At 44.4% G+C, this 20,139-nt stretch carries 20 protein-coding genes and 1 tRNA gene; 14 read left to right on the forward strand and 7 right to left on the reverse strand.

All coding sequences use genetic code 11. From position 1 onward, the window contains the following. The first annotated feature begins 1 nt into the window (after window position 1). Window positions 2-1,144, forward strand: coding sequence for a site-specific tyrosine recombinase/integron integrase (gene xerA, locus ACSU1N_RS04485; protein WP_440059050.1), 1,143 nt, complete (start codon window positions 2-4; stop codon window positions 1,142-1,144). Here xerA and ACSU1N_RS04490 read toward each other — a convergent pair. Further along, window positions 1,141-1,605: a hypothetical protein gene (locus ACSU1N_RS04490; RefSeq protein ID WP_440059051.1), complete on the reverse strand. Its 465-nt coding sequence runs from the start codon at window positions 1,603-1,605 to the stop codon at window positions 1,141-1,143. The genes xerA and ACSU1N_RS04490 overlap by 4 nt on opposite strands. Before the next feature lie 64 nt (window positions 1,606-1,669). On the opposite strand from ACSU1N_RS04490, the gene ACSU1N_RS04495 reads away from it, so the two are divergent. The 3 genes from ACSU1N_RS04495 (at window position 1,670) to ACSU1N_RS04505 (ending at window position 5,321) form a co-directional block, all read left to right on the forward strand. Beyond that, window positions 1,670-3,253: a hypothetical protein gene (locus ACSU1N_RS04495; protein WP_440059052.1), complete on the forward strand. Its 1,584-nt coding sequence runs from the start codon at window positions 1,670-1,672 to the stop codon at window positions 3,251-3,253. Window positions 3,254-3,576: 323 nt separating this feature from the next. After that, entirely contained in the window at window positions 3,577-4,998 is a 1,422-nt protein-coding gene (gene proS / locus ACSU1N_RS04500) for a proline--tRNA ligase (RefSeq protein ID WP_440059053.1), read from the forward strand. A 77-nt stretch (window positions 4,999-5,075) separates the two neighbouring features. Continuing rightward, a complete protein-coding gene (locus ACSU1N_RS04505; protein ID WP_440059054.1) occupies window positions 5,076-5,321 on the forward strand; it encodes a hypothetical protein in 246 nt (81 codons plus the stop codon). 14 nt (window positions 5,322-5,335) lie between these two features. Here the strand turns inward: ACSU1N_RS04505 and ACSU1N_RS04510 are convergent, their stop codons facing one another. Then, window positions 5,336-6,034, reverse strand: a complete 699-nt coding sequence (locus tag ACSU1N_RS04510; RefSeq protein ID WP_440059055.1) for a diphthine--ammonia ligase — start codon at window positions 6,032-6,034, stop codon at window positions 5,336-5,338. Between the two features lie 33 nt (window positions 6,035-6,067). On the opposite strand from ACSU1N_RS04510, the gene ACSU1N_RS04515 reads away from it, so the two are divergent. Both ACSU1N_RS04515 and ACSU1N_RS04520 read left to right on the forward strand, forming a co-directional pair. Next, window positions 6,068-6,778, forward strand: a complete 711-nt coding sequence (locus ACSU1N_RS04515) for an MBL fold metallo-hydrolase (RefSeq protein ID WP_440059056.1) — start codon at window positions 6,068-6,070, stop codon at window positions 6,776-6,778. Then, on the forward strand, window positions 6,768-7,391 hold the full coding sequence (locus ACSU1N_RS04520) for a class II aldolase/adducin family protein (RefSeq protein ID WP_440059057.1): 624 nt from the start codon (window positions 6,768-6,770) through the stop codon (window positions 7,389-7,391). Before ACSU1N_RS04515 ends, ACSU1N_RS04520 begins: the two co-directional genes overlap by 11 nt. Here the strand turns inward: ACSU1N_RS04520 and ACSU1N_RS04525 are convergent. Continuing rightward, window positions 7,380-7,928: an NUDIX hydrolase gene (locus ACSU1N_RS04525; protein WP_440059058.1), complete on the reverse strand. Its 549-nt coding sequence runs from the start codon at window positions 7,926-7,928 to the stop codon at window positions 7,380-7,382. The two genes, ACSU1N_RS04520 and ACSU1N_RS04525, sit on opposite strands and share 12 nt — an antisense overlap. Window positions 7,929-8,036: 108 nt before the next feature. Between ACSU1N_RS04525 and ACSU1N_RS04530 the strand changes: the two genes are divergently transcribed. Both ACSU1N_RS04530 and pgsA read left to right on the forward strand, forming a co-directional pair. Further along, the gene (locus ACSU1N_RS04530; protein ID WP_440060283.1) at window positions 8,037-8,927 is read left to right on the forward strand and encodes a deoxyribonuclease IV; all 891 of its coding nucleotides are present in this window, start codon (window positions 8,037-8,039) and stop codon (window positions 8,925-8,927) included. Next, window positions 8,851-9,435: an archaetidylinositol phosphate synthase gene (gene pgsA / locus ACSU1N_RS04535; protein ID WP_440059059.1), complete on the forward strand. Its 585-nt coding sequence runs from the start codon at window positions 8,851-8,853 to the stop codon at window positions 9,433-9,435. Before ACSU1N_RS04530 ends, pgsA begins: the two co-directional genes overlap by 77 nt. Here pgsA and ACSU1N_RS04540 read toward each other — a convergent pair. Together ACSU1N_RS04540 and ACSU1N_RS04545 are read right to left on the reverse strand one after the other, a co-directional pair. Then, window positions 9,424-11,427 carry an ATP-binding protein gene (locus tag ACSU1N_RS04540; protein ID WP_440059060.1) on the reverse strand — a complete coding sequence of 668 codons (2,004 nt, stop codon included), beginning with the start codon at window positions 11,425-11,427 and terminating at the stop codon, window positions 9,424-9,426. The genes pgsA and ACSU1N_RS04540 overlap by 12 nt on opposite strands. Before the next feature lie 28 nt (window positions 11,428-11,455). After that, a complete protein-coding gene (locus tag ACSU1N_RS04545; RefSeq protein ID WP_440059061.1) occupies window positions 11,456-12,589 on the reverse strand; it encodes a DNA double-strand break repair nuclease NurA in 1,134 nt (377 codons plus the stop codon). Between the two features lie 76 nt (window positions 12,590-12,665). Between ACSU1N_RS04545 and ACSU1N_RS04550 the strand changes: the two genes are divergently transcribed. Genes ACSU1N_RS04550 through cas4 form a run of 4 tightly spaced genes read left to right on the forward strand, consistent with a single transcriptional unit; the run spans window position 12,666 to window position 15,972 of the window. After that, entirely contained in the window at window positions 12,666-13,682 is a 1,017-nt protein-coding gene (locus tag ACSU1N_RS04550; RefSeq protein WP_440059062.1) for a phosphoesterase, read from the forward strand. A gap of 59 nt (window positions 13,683-13,741) precedes the next feature. Further along, a complete protein-coding gene (locus ACSU1N_RS04555; protein ID WP_440059063.1) occupies window positions 13,742-14,770 on the forward strand; it encodes a histone deacetylase family protein in 1,029 nt (342 codons plus the stop codon). Next, the gene (gene cyaB, locus ACSU1N_RS04560) at window positions 14,767-15,291 is read left to right on the forward strand and encodes a class IV adenylate cyclase (protein ID WP_440059064.1); all 525 of its coding nucleotides are present in this window, start codon (window positions 14,767-14,769) and stop codon (window positions 15,289-15,291) included. The genes ACSU1N_RS04555 and cyaB overlap by 4 nt, the downstream gene beginning before the upstream one ends. Window positions 15,292-15,315: 24 nt before the next feature. Continuing rightward, entirely contained in the window at window positions 15,316-15,972 is a 657-nt protein-coding gene (cas4, locus tag ACSU1N_RS04565; protein ID WP_440059065.1) for a CRISPR-associated protein Cas4, read from the forward strand. A gap of 97 nt (window positions 15,973-16,069) precedes the next feature. Here cas4 and ACSU1N_RS04570 read toward each other — a convergent pair whose 3' ends face one another. After that, window positions 16,070-16,870 (reverse strand): SAM hydrolase/SAM-dependent halogenase family protein, encoded by an 801-nt coding sequence (locus ACSU1N_RS04570; RefSeq protein ID WP_440059066.1) that lies wholly within the window; start codon window positions 16,868-16,870, stop codon window positions 16,070-16,072. Between the two features lie 415 nt (window positions 16,871-17,285). On the opposite strand from ACSU1N_RS04570, the gene ACSU1N_RS04575 reads away from it, so the two are divergent. Beyond that, a tRNA-Ile gene (locus tag ACSU1N_RS04575) sits at window positions 17,286-17,359 on the forward strand. 18 nt (window positions 17,360-17,377) lie between these two features. Here the strand turns inward: ACSU1N_RS04575 and ACSU1N_RS04580 are convergent. Further along, complete coding sequence (locus ACSU1N_RS04580; protein ID WP_440059067.1) at window positions 17,378-18,232, reverse strand: hypothetical protein; 855 nt, start codon at window positions 18,230-18,232, stop codon at window positions 17,378-17,380. 93 nt (window positions 18,233-18,325) lie between these two features. On the opposite strand from ACSU1N_RS04580, the gene ACSU1N_RS04585 reads away from it, so the two are divergent. Beyond that, window positions 18,326-20,137, forward strand: coding sequence for an aldehyde ferredoxin oxidoreductase family protein (locus ACSU1N_RS04585; RefSeq protein WP_440060284.1), 1,812 nt, complete (start codon window positions 18,326-18,328; stop codon window positions 20,135-20,137). Window positions 20,138-20,139 lie beyond the last annotated feature (2 nt).

Below are 20,139 nucleotides of genomic sequence, written 5' to 3' on the forward strand. Positions count from 1 at the left end.
GTTGCCTAGAGACGTGTCAGACCCGCGCGGTTACTTCACTACTCAGACCTGCCACGTCTCTTCATCCTACTGGGATATTACTTTAACCTCCCGGTTTAAAACATACATCATACAATGTCTTCCAACGGGGAGCTTGCCAGGAAAAATCGATATCGGTAAAGCACCGGAAGGAATCCTAGAGCAATCAAACGAGGATATACTAAGCTTATTCCTAGCAACGCTCGAGGCCTCAGGCGCTAGCAAAGATACTATTAAGGCCTATAAGTCAGCTATCTCAGATTTCTTGCTTTTCATCAATGGGAAGCCTTTAAAGGAAGTTACATTGAAAGATGTGATAGCCTGGAGGAACGATAGGCTGAAGAACGGATTCCCTCAGAAGAAAACCGGGAGCAAGGAGTCCTGGCTGTCTACACTCCACTACTACACTATTTTCCTCAGGAGATTCTTCAAGTGGCTCGGGGTAAATATTATAATACCGTCGGTTAAAAAACCGCCTAGGAAAATCGACGTACTTAGCGATACCGATATAGAGAGGCTACTAGATGCAGCCGAGAGGGTTGAGGAGAAACTCGTCCTGAAACTCATGTTTGATACTGGTTTAAGAAGCAGGGAGATCCTGTCGCTAACAGTACGCGATATAAACTTCGATGAGAAAACTATAAGAGTGAGAGAGGCAAAGTACGGTCGCGAGAGATATGTTACAGCAACCACAGAGACCTTCGAGATGATTAAAGCATATATTAAGCTTAGGGGCCTTAGACCGGATGATAGATTATTTAATTATACGTACTCAGGCTTATACAAAATGCTGAAAAGATTAGCTCGTAAAGCTGGCTTAGACGAGGCTAAGGTTAGACCTCACGTGCTAAGACATACTTTCGCTACGAGGGCTCTTAGAATGGGCTTGAGCCTGCCCGCTCTTCAGAGGATACTGGGGCACTCTGATATCAAGACTACACAAGTCTATCTCCACCTAACCGTCGAGGATTTAAAGAAAGAGTATGCTTCGAAATTAGACTCTGCAGTCTTAAGTACCAAGAAGTGTACTAGTTGCGGCAGGATTATTCCAGCCGATGCCCTGTTCTGCCCTTATTGCGGGGCTAGGCAGGTTCAGGAGAACGGATCTGCAAGTATAGAAGCCTAAGGTATTTCGTCTAGTAATCTTCCAACAAGAACCCTTGATACAACCTTGTAGTCAGGGTTTCTCCTCCTATACTCTTCGACCAGGCTCCCTCCTTCCGGGACAGGGTAGTCGTCTACATACTTCTGGATTATTTCTTCGAGCTCACCGTCATCTAAAACTATGATAGTGATATCTTCGACAGGTATCCGCCATTTCTCGCCGCTGTGCTTAATCTGGATGAGGGATTCAAGATATTCTTTGTCAGTTCTAGCACTCGTTAGTTCAGCCTTATAGTATGGGGTGATGTAGTGGAGGACTATATAGCCTCTAATACTGTTCTCCTTCAATATCTTGATAGATAATAGCTCGCTCTGGTCTAAGAGTACTGCATGGGGACCTTCTTCAATACTGAAACCAGCGTTCTTTAAGGTATCTATAAATCTATCAGCGTCTTTAACAGTTAGCGAATAAATTCTTACCATTAAATCAGCCTCATTAATTGTTCTAAATACTACTAACGCGATTTTAATCTTGTATGGTGGTTTATTGAGCCAAGAAATCATCGGTAATGAATTATTCCTGAAAGAGGTAGTAGCCGGGAGTATTGAAGAAGTGGCTGTAGTGAAAGAACTGGTTGGTATTTTCAAAGAGTTCGCGGACTGGGTAAAGGTATTTAATACACCTGTGGTTTCATGGCGTGAAATAGATTGCGTGTTAGAGATTGAAGGTGAGCTGTACGAGTGTAGGTCTCTGCCCCCAACCATCGAATCTGAGGTCGAAGGACGGCTAACAAGCTTGGATGAGGGTATTAATCATGCAACTCCTCCAGGCAGCGTAATAGGACTTGCAAACGTGAGAGGAGGGTGGATCTCTCTCGGAAAGATTGTCGATTACGCTATAATGAAACAGTTTAGCGCTCTCGTAGTCTACGACGAGAGACTGGAAGGGTTTAAGAGAGATGTTATATCCTCTCCGGGGCTGATCTCAAATAAAATAGGCCTTCCCACTCCGATCCCAGTGGTTTCAGTCGATAGGAGGGTTGCGGAACATATTAGAAACCTTGATAAACCAAGGGCACGATTAAAGGTGAAAACCCGTTTAGACACGGGAGCTGTCGGCAAGAGCGTGGTAGCTGGAGTTAATGGAGGCGGGGAGAGGGAGCTCCATATTACAGCACACCACGACCACTGGTTTAAAGGGTATTACGATGACCTCGCTGGATTAGAGAGCCTGATTAGAAGCGCTAGAGAGCTCAGGGGGAGGAAACTTCCTTTCAACTTGGTATTTATAAGTTTCACAGCGTCAGAGTTCGGAGCCCCCCATCTTCCGTCACTATTCTGGTCTTGGGGTAGCAGATATCTAATAGACACTTTATGGGTGAAGAACAGCCTGGATAGAGTGTTGGCTGCTATAGTCCTAGACGAGTTTACAGACGGTGTTCTAAGGGTTTCATCAAGCCTAGTCTTAAACAAATGCGCAATTGATATGACGGCCCTGGGCCAAGCCGTGTATGAGGGGAGTAGGTACCTGCCTTATACTGACGCATACGGTTATACCGTCTACGGGATTCCGGTTCTAGCTGTTCATAACGTAGGACATCGTTTAGAGATAGGGCACTATAGCGGCGAGGGATTGAGCGGAGCCATAGAGGTTTTAACCCAGAACATTAGCCGGCTAGTTACCGAGGCTGTGAGATGTATCAGTAGGCTAGGAAGCGATAGTATAAAGAGTTTACTTGATAAGTTCTTTAGATACGAGAGGAGCGACCTGAAGTATTTAGCGGGTAAAGTAGCCTTAATGGTTTCGCACGCTCGAGATCTAAGCGTTGTGTCAAGCATTCTCAGGAGCGTTTCTCCAACTGTGGTGAGGTACGAGCCATCTCTAGAGGTATTAAACGATGTCTTCGAAGATATCAATACATTACTATGGGCGATCGGGTTAATACAGCAGGGGTATACAGGTTATTTGAAAGCGTATCTACTAGATGGAGAGCCTCTTTTAAATCTTTACGTTAACGACTACAATAGGGAGGTTGCTGAGAATATCCTCGGGGAAGTGTTGAAGATTAGAATCGGGGATTATTTGCACAGATTAAGGGAGAGCGTCGCTAGGTTAAAGGATCTGTATTAATCGGCATAGAACCTACTATATTTCAAAAGTATGGGCAATATATTATTAGGAGAATGAGGGACATATAGATACCGCGTGACTAGAGATAGCTAATATAGAACCACCATATCCTTCATAACTAGTATTCGAAGCTGATAGAATATGCGGATTCCACATTTTATTCCAGCCGTATTATATTACTCTGTGGGACTATTTTATCAAGTATCTTCGGGGAAAGAGTGTCTTGTTTATAAGCTCTGGCATTCCCTGTGTAGTACCCGGGTGTTAACCTATTTTAAGTTCGCCTAAATATTACATGGTATTAAACAATTCAAGGTGTATGAATGGAGAAGGCTGATAAATTTAGTAACTTCCCGGAATGGTATCATAATATTTTGAGAGATGCTGATATAGTCGATATTAGGTACCCTGTTAAAGGCATGATCGTATGGAAGCCCTACGGCCTTAAAGCTCTAAGGCTAGTGCAAAAGATACTAGTAAGCCTATTAGAAGAAACGGGTCATGAAGAAGCCTATTTCCCAACATTTATCCCCGAATCGGTTTTCTCGAAGGAGAAAGAGTTCTTGGAAGGATTCGGCGGGGAGACCTTCGTAGTAGAAGGGACTATGAGCAAGAAGTTTACCGAGAGATTGTTTGTACGCCCCACGAGCGAGACCGTAATGTACTACATGTGGAATCTATGGATTAAAGGTAGGAAGGATCTGCCTCTGAAAATGTACCAGGTGGTAAATGTTTTCAGGTATGAGACTAAGATGACCCACCCGATTCTAAGAGTTAGGGAGATAATGGGGTTTATCGAAGCCCATACAGCACATGCTACGAGAGAAGAAGCCGAGGAACAAATCAAAGAAGCCCTCCTCATATACAAAAACTTCTTCGACTCTCTACTACTACCCTATTTTATAATTAAAACCCCTCCATGGGATACTTTCGCAGGGGCCGAGTACAATTACGATTTCGTAACAGTAGCCCCGGATGGTAAAGGGATCGAGCTAGGTAGCGTGATAAATCTTGGACAGAAATTCGCCAGGGCATTCGACATAAAATTCCTCGATAGCGACGGTCAGTTCAAATACGTGTACCAGACGTGTTACGGTGTAAGCGAGAGAGTGCTTGGGGCAGTTATAGCAGTGCACGGGGATGAGAGAGGACTGGTTTTCCCACCTGGGATAGCCCCAGTACAGGTCGTAATCATACCTATATTCAGAGAGGGCGAGAACGATATCGTCGAATATTCTAAGAAGGTTTATAGGATACTGAACGAGAACGGTATTAGGGCTAGGCTGGATTTAGACACCGAGCATTCTCCTGGATGGAAATACTATTACTGGGAGCTGAAAGGCGTCCCTACGAGGATTGAAATCGGGAGGAGAGAGCTAGCCAGCAATACCGTGACGATAGCTAGGAGGGATACTTTCGAGAAATTCGAGGTGAAACTAGAAGAGTTGGTCAGCGCCCTGAGGAATACCTGGGATAGTATAAATATCAACCTTAGGAACCGCGCGATCAACTACTTATCTAAATTAACCCATATAGCGCGGCCAGGGACTGTTTACGAAAAAGGCTTAATTATAGCTCCATGGGACGGAACCAGGGAGTGTGCTGAGAGCCTTGAGAAAAAATATAACAGGGGCCTACTAGGGGAGATCGTAGAATCGCCTATAAACCTTCCTCCTTTAGAAACTATGGAAAATGAGTGTAGTGGGAAACCAGATAGATACGCCCTTCTAGGGGTTACATATTAGATTAGAGCTTGGTAGTAATTCCTAACCAATAACATTTTTAAGGAAAAATCCCGCTAGTAGATTGTGGTGGTTTCGAATTGAGCGAATACATAAAACAATTGAAAATACAGCTAGCAGGCAAGATACATGGCGTTACATTCCAGGATAGAGGTGCTAATATCACATCGATAATCCTCGGCGGTAACCCGATCGCTACTGTAAAAGACGAAGGCGACTACGTCATAGTCTCTATCGGTGGCAAGGACTACAAGTACGATAAATGGTATACTAAACCGCAGCATCTCGCAGAGACGATCGCGGTCTATATAAGCGCGAAAAAATAGATTATTAAAACCTACTATTTACGCTCTAATACAATTTTTCTGATATCGAAATACGAGACAAAATCGCTTATTATCCGTGGATTACCATAAATTCTCAACCTATACTTGAAGATAGGAGCATCAACTACAAGAGTTTCTGCTTCGCCCCCTTCAAAGGAGGGATTAAACCCGTATTTCCTAGATAGCTTAATTAATTCTTCTATATCGCTCTCATCTACCACTCTACCGAGGTATCTATGGGGGATTCCCATAGCGGTAATAGATATTATAGTGAATTTGATTCCTGCTCTTAGTACTTCTCTAAGGTAATCCTCCTGGTTCAACCCCCATAACGGAGTATATGTTTGAAGGCCGACTCTACTGGCAATCTTATCGAAAACCCTTTTCTGGAACCTGCTCAATATACCTCCTGTGATAACGTATTCAACCCCGTACCTCTCTTTCACCCTTCTTAAAACATTTTCCAGGACGGCTTCTTCTAGTCCTGGTCTGCCAACCGAAACCGATTCGAGCGGTATTCCGATCGAGAAAGACTGGAGGCTTAAGGCTGTGAAATTAGGCTTATGATACAGCATTGAATAATCGTATAGTGGGATTACCGATGTCAGTACCGGTATCTTAAACCCCTTGCTCAACGCTTTCATCAATGCTACTGTCGAATCTTTACCTCCCGAATATAGGACTGTTGCTGTAGGTATTTCTACCACCGACACCTTATAAAGGTATGTATTATACCCGGGAATATTATGCGTGTATACGTATTAGTCAATGATAGAGCTGCGAACCCTAGGTTTATTGCTAGGAGAGGTCTGGCTCTCGGTTTAGAGATCGATAGTGCTTACATATTATTTGATACGGGACCGGATCCAAGCGTATTATCTTACAATTCTAATCTCGCAAGATTCCCTCTCGAACTAGTAGATCATCTTGTCTTATCCCATATTCATTCTCCGCATATTGGAGGTGTTGATATCGTTGGCTGGGAGTCGCCTTATATAAAAGCGTTTATACCATATGGCTCAATGGAAACGATCGGTAGAATACTGAAGAGGAAATTCTTAAACCCAGTCGAAGTAGTCAGCGAAATACCTCTTTCGAATAACGTTTTTGTTACAAAACCATTCTATGGACCACCCTGGGAGCATTTCCTAGTTGCAAGAGACTCGGTAGGAGACCATGTTTTATTCAGCGGTTGTTTCCACCCTAATATTAGCGACGTCTTGAACGAATTAGTAGTAGCTAGAAGACTGAGAATATCGACTATAGTAGGAGGGTTGCATCTAGAGAATGCACCAGCCGAGCATGTCGAGAAAGTAGCCTGGTTATTAGCCGAGAGATTTAAAATAAAGAAAGCAATCCTCCTCCACTGTAGTGGCAGATTAATAGGTAATATATTAAATAACAGCTACGGTATTGATGTAACGTATCCCGGTGCAGGTGACGTATTTGAGCTCTAGTGCTGAGCCTAGGGAAAAACTCGTAAATGCTATGAGAGAACTCTTCTTCTTAGGGCTTATTAATCCTAGAGGGGGCAATGGCAGTGTGTACTTGGGTGAAGGCTGGATTGCTATAACTCCTAGCGGGGTAGGTAAGCAATGGTTGAAACCCGAGGAACTGGTTCTACTAAATATTGAAACAGGAGAGTTAAAAGGTTCTTTGAAACCTTCTATAGAGGTTAATGCTCACGTATTAACCTATAAGAAGATTAATAGGGCTAGGTCGGTTTTGCACGCCCACCCTCCTGTAACACTTGCTTTAACAGACCTATTCCATGATAGAGACGTATGGCGACCTGGGAGATGGTGGGAGACAGGGTTAATCGAGGTAGAATATAGTGTGGGAAAAGCTGAAATAGCTCACCCGTATCCACCAGGTAGCGTAGAGCTTGCTAACGAGGTCTCAGACAAGTTCGCTAGCGGGGCGAGACTTGTCATAGTGCCTAAACACGGGGTTTTCGCATGGGGGGAGAGCGTTGAGGAGGCTATGGATGCTATAGTAGCAATTGAGCTGGTAGCAAAATACGTTGCCGTTAAATCGCAATTAACGCGCCAGAATTTGCTAGCTCTTTAGTGCTAAAACCCCGTGTCTAATAGCAGAAGCCAGTATCCCTATAATGCTTTTACCGTCTTTAATCTCCCCATTTAATACCATTTCAACAGCCTTACGGAAATCTAGTTTCTCAACTCTTATGATCTCGTAGGGTTCGGGTTGTGACCCCACATAGCTTAGTTCGCTTGCTTCAAAAATGTGCATTACCTCTGTACTATAGCCTGGGACAGGGTATACTGTAGCTAGTTTCACTAGCCTGCCCGGCTTATACCCTGTTTCCTCAACCATTTCTCTAACAGCTGTGTCGGAAGGATCTTCGCCTCTATCGACTACGCCGGCGGGTAACTCTAGTATATAATCGCCTATCGGAGCCCTAAACTGTCTTACCATTACGATCTCTTTTTCGTTTAGAAACGGTACTATAACAGAGCTCTCGGGAAAAACCACTACGTCTCTAGCAAACCTCCTAGAGCCGTACTCGTAGAATCTTCTAGCGATATTGAATCTTAGACCTTGGAATACGATAGTTTCTTCTACTAGTTTAACGCTCTCGTCCATGAAATAGCACCTGCTAGCCCGATATAATTTAACTCCATACTAAATTAACTAAAATAACAGGGGTGGTTTTTGAAATTCCGTTTCGGTCCCGCTGGGAAACCGATTTCGATGAAATCAGCTGATATATTGAAAGCCCCTGAATTCCTGAGGAGTATAGGTCTCGACGCCATGGAGTACGAGGCTGTTCGCGGTGTCAATATTAGTGAAGAGAAAGCTCGCGCTTTTGGGGCTGAAGCAGAAAAATACGATATAAAGCTCAGCCTACATGCCCCCTACTTTATCAACCTATCTAGTAGAAACGAGAAGACTGTCCAGGCAAGCATTGAGAGATTGAAACAGAGTATCCTAGCTTCTTACTGGATGGGGGCGTACGTGGTAGTCTTCCACCCAGGCTACTATAAGGATATGCCTTCTAGAGAGGATGCACTTAGAGCAGTAATAGAGAATCTAAAGCCTGTAGCCGAATTCAGGGATTCTCTTGGAGCTAAAAACGTTTGGATCGGTCCTGAGACTACAGGTAAAACCTCCCAGGTAGGCGACGTGGATGAGACGATAGAGATATGCAGTAGGGTAGAGGGCGCTAGGCCGGTTGTAGACTGGGCCCATATATACGCTAGAAGCGGCGGGAAATTTATCGTGTCTAAAGACGATGTTATCAGCGTAGTAGAGAAGATTGAAAAGGTGCTTGGGGAATGGGCTGTAAAACCCCTGCACATGCATTTCTCGAAGATAGAGTATGGTAAAGGAGGAGAGAGGGAACACCATACACTAGGTGAAGCAGAGTATGGGCCAGACTTCGAAATTGTTTGTTCTGCTCTCACAGAGCTAGGTGTCGAAGGGATTTTTATAAGCGAGAGCCCTATACTTGAACAAGACGCTTTAGTCATGAAGGAGATATGTGCTAGAGTGGGTGGCACCGGTATTGCTGAGCAGGCTAAAGAAAAGAGTGGAAGAGGCAGTAGGAGGGCTAGGGGTAAGACTAGGGAAGGCAGGGGTTAAACCCAACCATTTAACGCTAGCAGGCTTGGCTTTTTCAGTGGCCTCATTCTACTCCTCTCTCATCGACAGTATCCTGCTGTATTCAATATCCCTAATTCTCTCAGGCTTATTCGATATGCTAGACGGGGCTGTCGCCCGGGCAACAGGGTCTTCTACTAGGCTCGGAGCATTCCTCGACTCTTTCTCTGACAGGATAAGCGATTCTCTAATCATACTCGCTCTCATCAATTTCGGCTTCTCGTGGTGGACTATATCAATACTCCTTGTCTCATCTCTATTGATAAGCTATACTAGGGCTCGAGCTGAGAGCCTGGGCGTGAACCTAGAGGGAGTAGGCTTGATAGAGAGGAGTGAGAGACTCATATTATTAATAACTATATCTTTTCTCTTACCGTTCTCTAGTATCATCGCACAAGCCCTGATCTGGGTGTTGATAGTTTTATCGATCGAGACAATAGTTCACAGATTGTACTATACGATCAAGGTATTGGGTGGATCAAATGTTTGACAAATCATAGTGACCTGCTATAGGTAGCGGTGTCTTAAACGAGACATATCCAAGCCTGAGAGTATGGCTTTTAACGATACCAACCCTGTCGCCACACCTTGTCACAAAATCCCTGTATTCGCTCGGCAGGTCTAAGGAGGAGATATGTGTTTTATCCATTCTTAGAACGATCTTGGTGTTCGCGAGCTGTAGGATTATGTCGTGGACGTCTACAGGGCTATGCGTGCTGAAGACTAGGCCCAGCCCCCTGCTCCTACCAAGTCTTGCAATCCTATCGATCATACCGCTAACATGCTCTATAAACTCCTCTCCCCCACCACCTTTGGAGGGGAAGAATCTATGGGCTTCATCAATAAAGATTACTACCGGCTGTGTCCTAACCTTCTCTCTACTCTTGATAATCTTCCACTCGAAAACCTTGTTTAAAACCCTGTATGCTGCCACGCCTATTACTTTCTCGGGGTCTGCTTCAGAGTACTCCTGGAGGAATTCTAGGTCGACTACTATCGGGTAGTTCGAGAAGACGTTTTTATGTTTCTCTAGTATCTCATAGATAGATGCTTCAGCGAGTACTTCCCCGTTCCCGCCTATGCTTATATCAAACAATCCCGTGTCTATGAGGGAGCCTAGCTGCCTGAGTATATTTTCCAGAGTGCTTTTATGTATTGCAAGGTCTTCGACTAATTCGATAAACCCTCTCCATTTAGAGGATACCGGCTGATTTTTATGCTCCATATAATATCTCGAAGCTCTTAGCATATCGTAGAGTTCCATAATCGATTTAACTGGGCTGCCCAGTTCTTCAAGTTTTTTAAGCAAGCGCGATAATACGTCTTTAGCCTGTCTCGTAAAATACGGGTTTAAGGCGATGAATTCTCTAACATGGAAGTCCTGGAATCTAAAACCGTACGGTATTATAAAAGCTGTGAAATCTTCTTCCTCAGGGTATTTAACGGATAATATAATCTTAACAAACCTAAGCGGATTCCTACCAGGCTCTTCGTGCACGACTAGTTCTTTAATACTCCATCTCCATCCAAACCTATCGAATAACGCTGAGTAAGCATCCTCAACATACATCTCGCTGATTTTCTTCATGGCCCCAGCCCAAGTATCCACACCCCTATTATATGCTTCGACAACATTGTTCGTCACAGGGAGCAGGATTACTAGCCCCTTCGGCCTATGTGCGTTCTTAGAAAATTTTGTTATAAGCTCTCTCTCCATCGACGGGATGTCTTCGGGAATAAATGGTTTCAGAGGCAGGGTTACATAGTCCTTGTTAGGGTCTAGGATTACAATAGTGATATCCTCTGCTCTCGGCAAATTGTAAGAACTCAGCATAGAAGCAATAACGTTTTTCAGAAGAGTGGTTTTACCGCTGCCGGTAGTCCCTAGGACTAGCATGTGCTGGAAGAATGCTTTGAGAGGTATGAAAAGCGGGATCCCGGCATCGAATACAGGGATATCACCTGTTGTCACGAAACCAGTAAAGACGCCTTCAGATGGTAGTCCAAGCATTAATTGAGCTATTCCCGGATCCCTAGGCTTGATAACCGGGCTCTGGGGTTCTATAACGTAGTTTGCCATGTTGACAACTAATTTTTCAGGGTCTAACGATAGGAGAGGCCTAGCCCTGACCCTGGTTTTAGTAAGCAAGCCTGTTACGTCAGGATTTACCATAGGGAAGTATGCTTCAGGCAGTTCTAGCTCTGCGAGCACATCCCTCCTCTCAACCGATACGACTCTGAGGCTGACGATATGCCCTGTTTTAATATCGACAACAGCGAGATAGCTCCCTGCCGAAGCTATATCGGCGAATTTATCGAAATACACAATAGGGTCTACGTCGAAAACTACGGAGCCGCCTTCCTCGTCGATAAGGGAGGGGCTTGTTCTGGATACAAAGCCTATGATATCCCCTACTTTACGGGCTAGTTCCAAAGCACTGCTAGCTTTCTCGGAGAGGTTTTTAATTACCTCAGTGCTCATGAAGGAGCATCCAAGTTAAAATTAATGATCATAGGCTTATATACTGGAGGGTTGACTCACGGGGTATTCCCAGCGCTAGCCCTATCTGCTTAGCTAATGCCTCAGTTATCTTCTTAACCCTCTGGTCTGCGATGAGAATGCTTAACGGTAGTGTAGTTCCAGTGCAGAAACTATCCTTAGCAACAGGTTTAAGAAGGTCTACTCCCTTCTCCATGCCTAAAACCTCTACTCTGAAGAAAGATATATCGCTAGCTTTAGTCAAGTTGTATCTCTTTTTCAATATAATATACCACATGGTTTTAGTAATAGACTCGTTGTCTAATCTGTAGGATGTATAGAGGGGGCCGATAGCGAATACTTTACCGGCTAAATCACGTAACCGTCTCTCGGCTAGTATTGAGAGGTATGCTTGATCATTTATTCCCTCGATACGGATTTTGAAAGGATCATCGCGGGATAATACATGAGTATACTGAAGCCTCTTGACAATCCCGTAGACTCTCCCAGTATTATTGATCGTCTTAACTAACTCAATCCTCCTCTTCATCAACTTCGTCCAATTCTCTTTGTATACTTCTATTAGCCTGCTCGACCTCCTAGCTTCTGTAACAGGGTGTGTTGGTAGGTAGAGTGGGCCGTCTAATAACACAACGCCTTTCAAACTCTCTCTTGCTATCACTTCTAGTATGCTATTTTCTAGATTCACGCGGTGTTCTTCTATAGCTAGGCCTTTATTATACTCGTTAGGGTAGGGTCTAGATAAGGGGTCCCGGTAGTTAACGCCTATCTCATCCAGTACCCTGTAGTCGAAATCGTTTACCTCCGGGAGTACAAGTATATGTGTGTTCCTTCTCAAAATATTAATGTTAGAAAGGTCTGGGATATCGATAGTCCTAGACCTCATCCTATCCACTCCGGTGGCAGCTCCAATAACAATGAAAAGGTATGGGGTATCTATGATTCTGCTGCTACTATCTACGCCTATGAGAGTAGGGGGATACTCGTTATCGCATAAATAGTCGATGGATTTAATATCGTACTCCCCGGTTTCAATAGTACTTATCTCACCAATTACAGTATAGGCTCTACTCTCTTCAAGCCTTATAGTACCTTTGTAGTTTTTAGCGATCTCATATATCTTAGCAAGTACTTGGAAATCCAAGTTTCCATCCATTATACTATTATATCATCTTTAAAAGAAGCCTATATTTTATCTTAGAACAGGATGAGGTCTGCTTATGTCTGCGCCTAAGAGAGTGTTGGTAGCAGGGGACTGGGATGCTGATGGCGTAGTATCAACCGCTATACTAGTATATACTCAGGAGAAGCTCGGCGAATACCCTCTGAAATCGATTAGTATAGTAGATAAGAAACCAGTAGACCCTGAGAAGATGAAATATATTCTAAACGAAATAAGTGTACCATATGATCTAGCCGTTTTCCTCGATCTGCCTTATACATCGTATATAGGAAACGTCCTTAGGCTGATGAAGCAACACTTTGGAGTGAAAAAAATTATGTATATCGACCATCACCTTTCTACAATCCAGAACGAAGATGAGTTAAAAGGTATAGTAGATGTTCTCATCGCGGATCACAGGCAGCCCACAGTCGGCATCATAATGGATGAACTGGCGAAAAACGGTATTAGACTACACGCAAGGCTTGAGAGTTTTGCGTTAACAGTTAGATACATGGATGCAGGCAGGAAGGTTCCCACAGAATACCTTAAGCTATTCGAGATCACCAAGATGATGTCTAAAGCCTTAACAGCTGTAAGAGACGAAGCTCTCTGGGCTAAGATCGTAAACTGGCTGGTAGACCCGACCCCTCTACCTATGCCATTGGATGAACAGGTAATGTCCAAAGTAAGAGAGATCGTTGAGAAAAGAGATAGAGAGGTCAGCGAGGCTGCTATGAGTCTCGCAATGGAAGCTGTCAAAGTAGGGGGTTTCAGATTCATTGATGCGAGGAGGAAGTGGAGGGCTAGAGGCGCTACAGCGCTTGCGTCAAAGCTCTCAAATATACTTAAAGCGCCAGTCGCTATACTAGTAGATACTAATAAAAACCATTCACTCCTAGTAATTAAAGCCTCGCACGGTAGAGCTTATAGAGTAGCTAAGTATCTCCTAGGGGAAGGCATAGCACACGATATAGCAGGCCACCCTAATCTAGCAATTGTTAGAGTAGATAAGAACGTAGAAAATAAGACCATTATCGAAGCATTACGCCAGGCAATATTTTACACAGCCTAGTCTCAGCCTGGTATAATATTAAGTCTAATATATGATATCCATAGCTTAAGGTGCAGGTATTGCTTGAAGTATTTATATCGCTTAACTCGACTCGGAAACACAAACCCTGGTTCGACCACCCGGAGAACCCGGGTCGTGTCGAAAGGATCCTAGGTGTTGTTAAACAGATTAGCAGCCTTAGTATTAAATCTCTTGAGGGGCGGATTAGTCTCGACGAGGCTTTGAGGCTTGCCTCGAGGGTCCACGACGAATACTATTTGAATAAGCTAGCCGACCTATCGAAGAAGAAAGGGTATTTAGATGAAGATACCTATATTGCGCAAGATAGTTTTGAGCTCGCTTTGGAAACCTTTTATTATTCTTATATACTAGCTTCAGACGCGAAGGGCATACGCTTCTTAATTGCTAGGCCACCAGGCCATCACGCTGGTAGAAAGGGGAGAACCCGGGGTGTTTCAAGCAACGGCTTCTGCCTTCTGAATAATGCTGCAGCAGCTGTAGAAGGCTTTATGGACAGTGGCTTGAAGAGGATCGCTATTCTAGATTTTGATGTCCATCATGGTAATGGGACGATGGAGATTTTCTACAAGGAGAAGATCTTGCACATAGACCTACACCAGCACCCGGATACGTTATATCCCTATACAGGATACCCGGACGAGTTAGGTGAGGGTGAAGGTTTCGGGTACAAGGCAAACCTGGTATTCTTCCCTGGGACGAGCGACGACTCTTATATTGATGCGCTTAAGGGTGTTGAAAGCATCCTGGTAAAATATGCTCCGGAAGCGCTTGTTGTAAGCGCCGGCTTCGACGGTTTCGCAAACGATGGCTTGGCCGATCTAATGTTATCCGAAGCATCCTACTATAATCTCGGCATGTTGATTAAGAGGCTTAACACACCTACTCTCATCTTATTGGAAGGAGGTTATTCCACGGGATTACACAAAGGGTTTAAATCGTTTGTAGAAGGCTTAATAGCTTCTCCCGTAGAGTACCAACCTGTCCCAACCTCTAGGAATATTAAGAGATTGAACGATGAAATAAATGAAAGAGTTGTAGAAGCAGTCTCTAGAAGGTTAACCCCATGATAGAGGCAGAGGTAAAGATTAGGGCTAGAGGTAGTCCGGGGGATGTAATAGATTGGTTTAAGAAGATGGGATTCAGGGAGGTCGGGGAGTGTTTTGAAGAAGACCATTATTTTACACACCCCTGCAGAGACTTCAAGTCTACCGACGAAGCTCTGAGATATAGAATCGAGAAATGTAATGACAGCGTAAAGTATTTCCTAACCTATAAGGGGCCTAGGAGGAGTATGGGTGTTGTAAAAGTAAGAGACGAGATAGAGGTAGGATTTGACCAATCTACATTCGCTTCATTGATCGAAGTATTTAGGAGGCTTGGTTTCGTAGATAGATACGTTGTTAGAAAGAGGAGGATAGCGATGTCTAAGCCGGGTTTACTCGCCTATATTGATATAGTCGAAGATCTCGGATTGTTTGTCGAGCTCGAGGGGATTCTCGACGAGGAGATAACGAAAAAGATAGTATCTAGCGAATGGTTCAGCGGTTTCGTAGGCAAAACTTATTTAGAAATGTTGCTAGAAAAATGATGGTTAAAGGGGGTGTCTATACTAGTGGAAGAAAGGCATGTGTTCCAAGTTTTTGTCCCGAGAGAGGGAAAGATATCCCCTCTCCTATATAGGTATTTCATGGAGGAGCAATTGAGTAGGATTAACGAGTTATCTAGCCCTAGTATAGTATATGTTACAGACCTGGTCTCATGCCACCATAAGTTCCATATGAGGAAGCAATATCCCGAGCTAACAATATCTTTCGAGCCTTCTGCTATAATGGGGAATCTGATCCACCTAGGCTTAGAGAGCATTGTTAGAAACCATGGTTTTATTCCAGAATACCAGGTAGAGAAGCACATCGAGATCGGAGGAGCTATATACATTTTAAAAGGCCGCGTGGACGCCTATAATCCGGATACGAGAGAAGTGCTCGAGATAAAGTCTGTGAAGACATTCCAGGGGGAGCCATATAGGCATCACCTAGACCAGTTGAATATTTACCTAAATATGTTGAATGCTTCGAGAGGCATCTTACTCTATATCTCGCATGACAGGATTGTCGAATTCGAGGTTAAATCCGTGCACGTGGATCTCGAGGAGGAATTGAAGAAGCTAGTCTATGACGAAACCCACCCGAAGTATACATGGGAGTGCAGGTACTGCCCATTCAGGAAGCTATGCCCTTATAGGAGGGAGGAGGCAGAAGGCGAAGGCTAGTAGAGCTCAGTACTCAAGACCTTTTTCATCGAAACACAAACTCATTTATTCCCGAGTTCATCATCCTTTACGAGAGATTCCTAGCATTATGGGGTTATTAGATTTTTCGTATCGTTATCTCGTCGTCGAGTCTGAGACCGAGTACACGAGACGCGTCTCCCTTGTTAACCCCGATCTCTAGGTATTCGAAGCTACTTATATAGCACGCGATCTCTCCTTCTCCTACTAGGCTAAAGCTTGTAGTATACTCGCAGACCCATTTCTCCCCTTTCTTAGATATTTCAAGCCTATCACCGATCTTCCACCCTAGCTCGCCAAGCATAGTCTCGTGTATGTTTGTTAGAACATTCCCGAAGCCGTCTACATATATTATCCTGGCTTCCACGAAACCCTTCTCGTACACTGGTTTAGGGATTTCAATAACCTTAATACTTCTGCTATCAATCCTTGTTCCAAGAGCCTCCAGCGGTAGTCCTAGGCTGGCGTATGCGGCTATTGGAGCGAATATATCCCTCCCGTGGAATGTCCCGGATACTTTCTCAAGCCTGTACTTCGACTCAGATATGTCGTAGACTTCTTCGATACCATCTTCTAATGCTAGGAGGGATAATAGCCCGTTGTCAGGCCCTATAAGTATATAGTTCCTGGTTTTAATCATGATAGCCCTCCTCTCGCTTCCTACACCAGGGTCTACTACGGCTAGGAATATAGTGCCCTTTGGAAAGTATTTTGCCGAGGTTTTCAGTACGAGAGCCCCGCCTCTGATATCGTGTCTTTCAATACCATGTGTTAAATCTATGATCTCGGCCTTAGGGTTTATACTCTTGATAACCCCTTTTACAACCCCAACGTAAGGGTCTCTGTACCCGTAGTCTGTTAAAAAAACGATCAGCGCCACGGTTTTCACCGTTAAATTATATTAGACGCTAGAATCTTTTATTTTACTAGCCGGGGATGTGAACGACGGGCGGCCTGACAAGTGATGACCCATTGTAGCACCGACCCGGCTATCAAAGCTATAACCACCTCTACATTACTAATTTATTAACAGCCCCGATGAGATGCAGCGGATAATCAGATAGGTGAAGAACGATTAACTCGAGGGGTTGATCTCTTTTAAAACATATGAGTCAATGGTACTATTCACACATCATTCAATGGTAATTCATACTATTCACCGATATTGTTATGATATTCAACTAATCTTCATAGACTTAATATAGGGAAGAGTACTAGGGGGATATTCTACGAGAGGCCTCTTCCCAGAAGCGGTCAAAGTTTTAAAGACTGCTATATATGTTGAATTAGATTAGGGGCCCGTAGCTCAGCTTGGTGGAGCGCCCGGCTGATAACCGGGAGGTCCGGGGTTCGAATCCCCGCGGGCCCACTATTATTGGCTAGTCTCCTACACTAGGTAATCGATTATTCTCGGAGGTATTGCCAGCAGGTATTCTCCCTTCTCATACGCGATATCTCCTCCTACAATAACTACTTGGGGCCTTCCACGCATCGCTACAGCGACGGGGTCGAGCCTGCTTATCGGGATAGATAGCAGGGGGTCTGATAGGTCGTAAACCAGGATATCGGATAGTGATTTTACATCAACGAATCCATTGTCTAAGCGCAGGATCCTGTAGGGTTTTACTAAAATTTCGTAGAGGATTCTAGGGTTGTTTGATTTTGTAAGCCATGATTCAACATTCCTCGAGTGTTCACTTCTAGTATCAAGGAATAGGCATTTCTCACTCACGGATCCAGGGCTGCATACAACGTCTCTAATATTTCCAATTACATTACCATTGTAAAAGAGGTTCCCGGCCCTATCTAGGAGGATATTCAGTACCCCAGGCCTAGAGCATGGTTCGGGAGTTATTGTAACCCCTCTCACTTGTAGCCTGCTTAGGATAGCTGTGGCCTTACAGGATGCATCGTCTACTAGGATAGGGAGGGTTATGCCATTAGATATCGCGATACTAATAGATGCTTCAATAGATTTCTCGAATAGTTCTGCTCCTATACGCTCATACCCCTCCTCCAAGCCTCTGAAAGCGAATTCCGGGCCTGGTATGATAGCGCTGAAACCATGCGTAATCAACGCTGGCTTATCGTATTTCAGCAGTAACTCGGATAATTCATACTCGGGCGGTGCTTCAACCCCTATATCAGTAATCCTATCCCCTTCTATGAAGACAAAGCCTTTGTTAACACCCTTGGAACTATAGTAGAATGTTTCCCCATACAATAATATCCTCAGGCCCATCACTCGGCACCCGATATAGTGCTCCATGGAAATGACTTTATCCTATGTTTTTATTCTTAGACGGGTAAATTATTATTGAAGGAGGGTTTTGCTGTGAAAGGCTGGTGGGGTAGGGTTCTGAGAATAGATTTGTCGAAAGAAAAAATATCTACCATCAGTATCGACGAGAGAATCCTCGTAGACTTTATAGGGGGAAGGGGGTTAGCAGTCAGATTACTATGGGAGTATAATCCTCCCGGCGTAGACCCTTTATCACCGTATAACAACCTAATTATATCCTCAGGCCCCTTATCGGGCCTGCCTATTCCTAGTAGCGGGAAACTAGTTGTAGCATCTAAAAGCCCATTGACAAATGGTTACGGGGATGGTAACATAGGGTCTATGGCTAGCTTTCACCTTAAAAGAGCAGGTTACGACGCTATTATTATCTCCGGTAGGGCTAGGAAACCTGTATACGTTTTCATCGAGAACGAGAAAGTCTCGATTAACCCAGCCGACCATATATGGGGCCTCGACTCATTTCAGGCAGAAGACAAGCTTGTTAGAGAACACGGTAAGAACGTCGGGATTCTCTTGATAGGTCCGGCGGGAGAGAACATGGTTAGATACGCTACTATAGTATCTCAGAAAGGTAGGAGCGGTGGTAGGCCGGGTCTAGGCGCTGTAATGGGTAGTAAAAACCTTAAAGCTATTGTTATAAAAGGCACGCTCCAACCCCCTGTCCACGATATCGAATCCCTCCGTAAAACAGCTGAAGAAGCATATAAGAAGATTTTGGAGGCCCCAGGCTACGACTACTGGATTAGACAAGGCACTATGGCGACTATTGTATGGAGTCAGCAAAATAGTGTGTTACCTACGATGAACTTTAGAGAGGGTGTATGGGACTATTACGAAAACATATCAGGGGATCTAATGGAGAAGCTGAAAGTCGATAGGAGGGCTTGCCCCTTCTGCAATATGGGATGCGGCAATGTGATTAGAGATGAATTCGACGAGTTAAGCGAATTAGACTATGAGAATGTGGCTATGCTTGGAAGCAATATTCTATTGGGCGATCTCAAGAAGGTCGCGGCTCTAAATAGGATGGCTGACTTATATGGTATGGATACGATCTCCCTAGGGAACTCGCTAGCATTCCTAATGGAGGCGAGTGAGAAAGGTTTGATTAGAGAAAAAATAGAATGGGGGGATTTCAAGACTGTTAGAGAACTAGTTGAGGATACAGCATACAGGCGTGGACTAGGTGCTTTCATAGCTGAGGGAGTTATGAGAATGAGTAGATCGCTTGGACGCGAGGCATTAGATTTCGCTATGCACGTGAAAGGCCTAGAAGTATCAGCCTACGACTGCCACGCTGCGCCCGGCATGGCTCTCGCATACGCTACCTCACCTATCGGGGCCCACCATAAAGACGCTTGGATTATAAGCTACGAGGTTAGGACGGATAGGCTCTCATACTCCCACGAAAAAGTTGAGAGGCTAGTATACCTCCAGGATATCAGAGGCGGTTTATTCGAATCTCTTACAGTATGCAGACTACCATGGGTCGAGCTGGGTTTGGACATCGACTACTATATCCGGTTACTGGGCGATGCAACAGGGATAGCATGGACTATAGATATGGTAAGGGTGGTAGCCAACAGGATCTATACTTTGATCAGGCTCTTCTGGATCAGAGAGTTCCAGGGATGGGACAGGTCGTTGGATTACCCACCGCCAAGATGGTTTAAACACCCGTTGACTAAAGGGCCGTTTAAGGGCGCGAGACTAGAGCCTTCGAAATACGATTCAATGCTCGATGCGTACTATGAGCTTAGGGGATGGGATTCCAACGGTGTTCCAAAACCCGAGACTATTGAGAAACTAGGCCTCACGAGCATAGTAGGGAGTCCGGGAGCTTGAGG

This window comes from Thermogladius sp. 4427co (assembly GCF_051933805.1).
Taxonomy (GTDB): domain Archaea; phylum Thermoproteota; class Thermoprotei_A; order Sulfolobales; family Desulfurococcaceae; genus Thermogladius.

Excerpts from the sequence above, each read along its gene's own strand:
- proS (WP_440059053.1), top strand. The coding sequence starts at position 3,577 with ATGGAGAAGGCTGATAAATTTAGTAACTTCCCGGAATGGTATCATAAT.
- ACSU1N_RS04540 (WP_440059060.1), bottom strand. The coding sequence starts at position 11,427 with ATGAGCACTGAGGTAATTAAAAACCTCTCCGAGAAAGCTAGCAGTGCT.
- ACSU1N_RS04530 (WP_440060283.1), top strand. The coding sequence starts at position 8,037 with ATGAAATCAGCTGATATATTGAAAGCCCCTGAATTCCTGAGGAGTATA.
- ACSU1N_RS04580 (WP_440059067.1), bottom strand. The coding sequence starts at position 18,232 with ATGGGCCTGAGGATATTATTGTATGGGGAAACATTCTACTATAGTTCC.
- ACSU1N_RS04490 (WP_440059051.1), bottom strand. The coding sequence starts at position 1,605 with ATGGTAAGAATTTATTCGCTAACTGTTAAAGACGCTGATAGATTTATA.
- ACSU1N_RS04550 (WP_440059062.1), top strand. The coding sequence starts at position 12,666 with ATGTCTGCGCCTAAGAGAGTGTTGGTAGCAGGGGACTGGGATGCTGAT.
- ACSU1N_RS04515 (WP_440059056.1), top strand. The coding sequence starts at position 6,068 with ATGCGTGTATACGTATTAGTCAATGATAGAGCTGCGAACCCTAGGTTT.
- cyaB (WP_440059064.1), top strand. The coding sequence starts at position 14,767 with ATGATAGAGGCAGAGGTAAAGATTAGGGCTAGAGGTAGTCCGGGGGAT.
- ACSU1N_RS04525 (WP_440059058.1), bottom strand. The coding sequence starts at position 7,928 with ATGGACGAGAGCGTTAAACTAGTAGAAGAAACTATCGTATTCCAAGGT.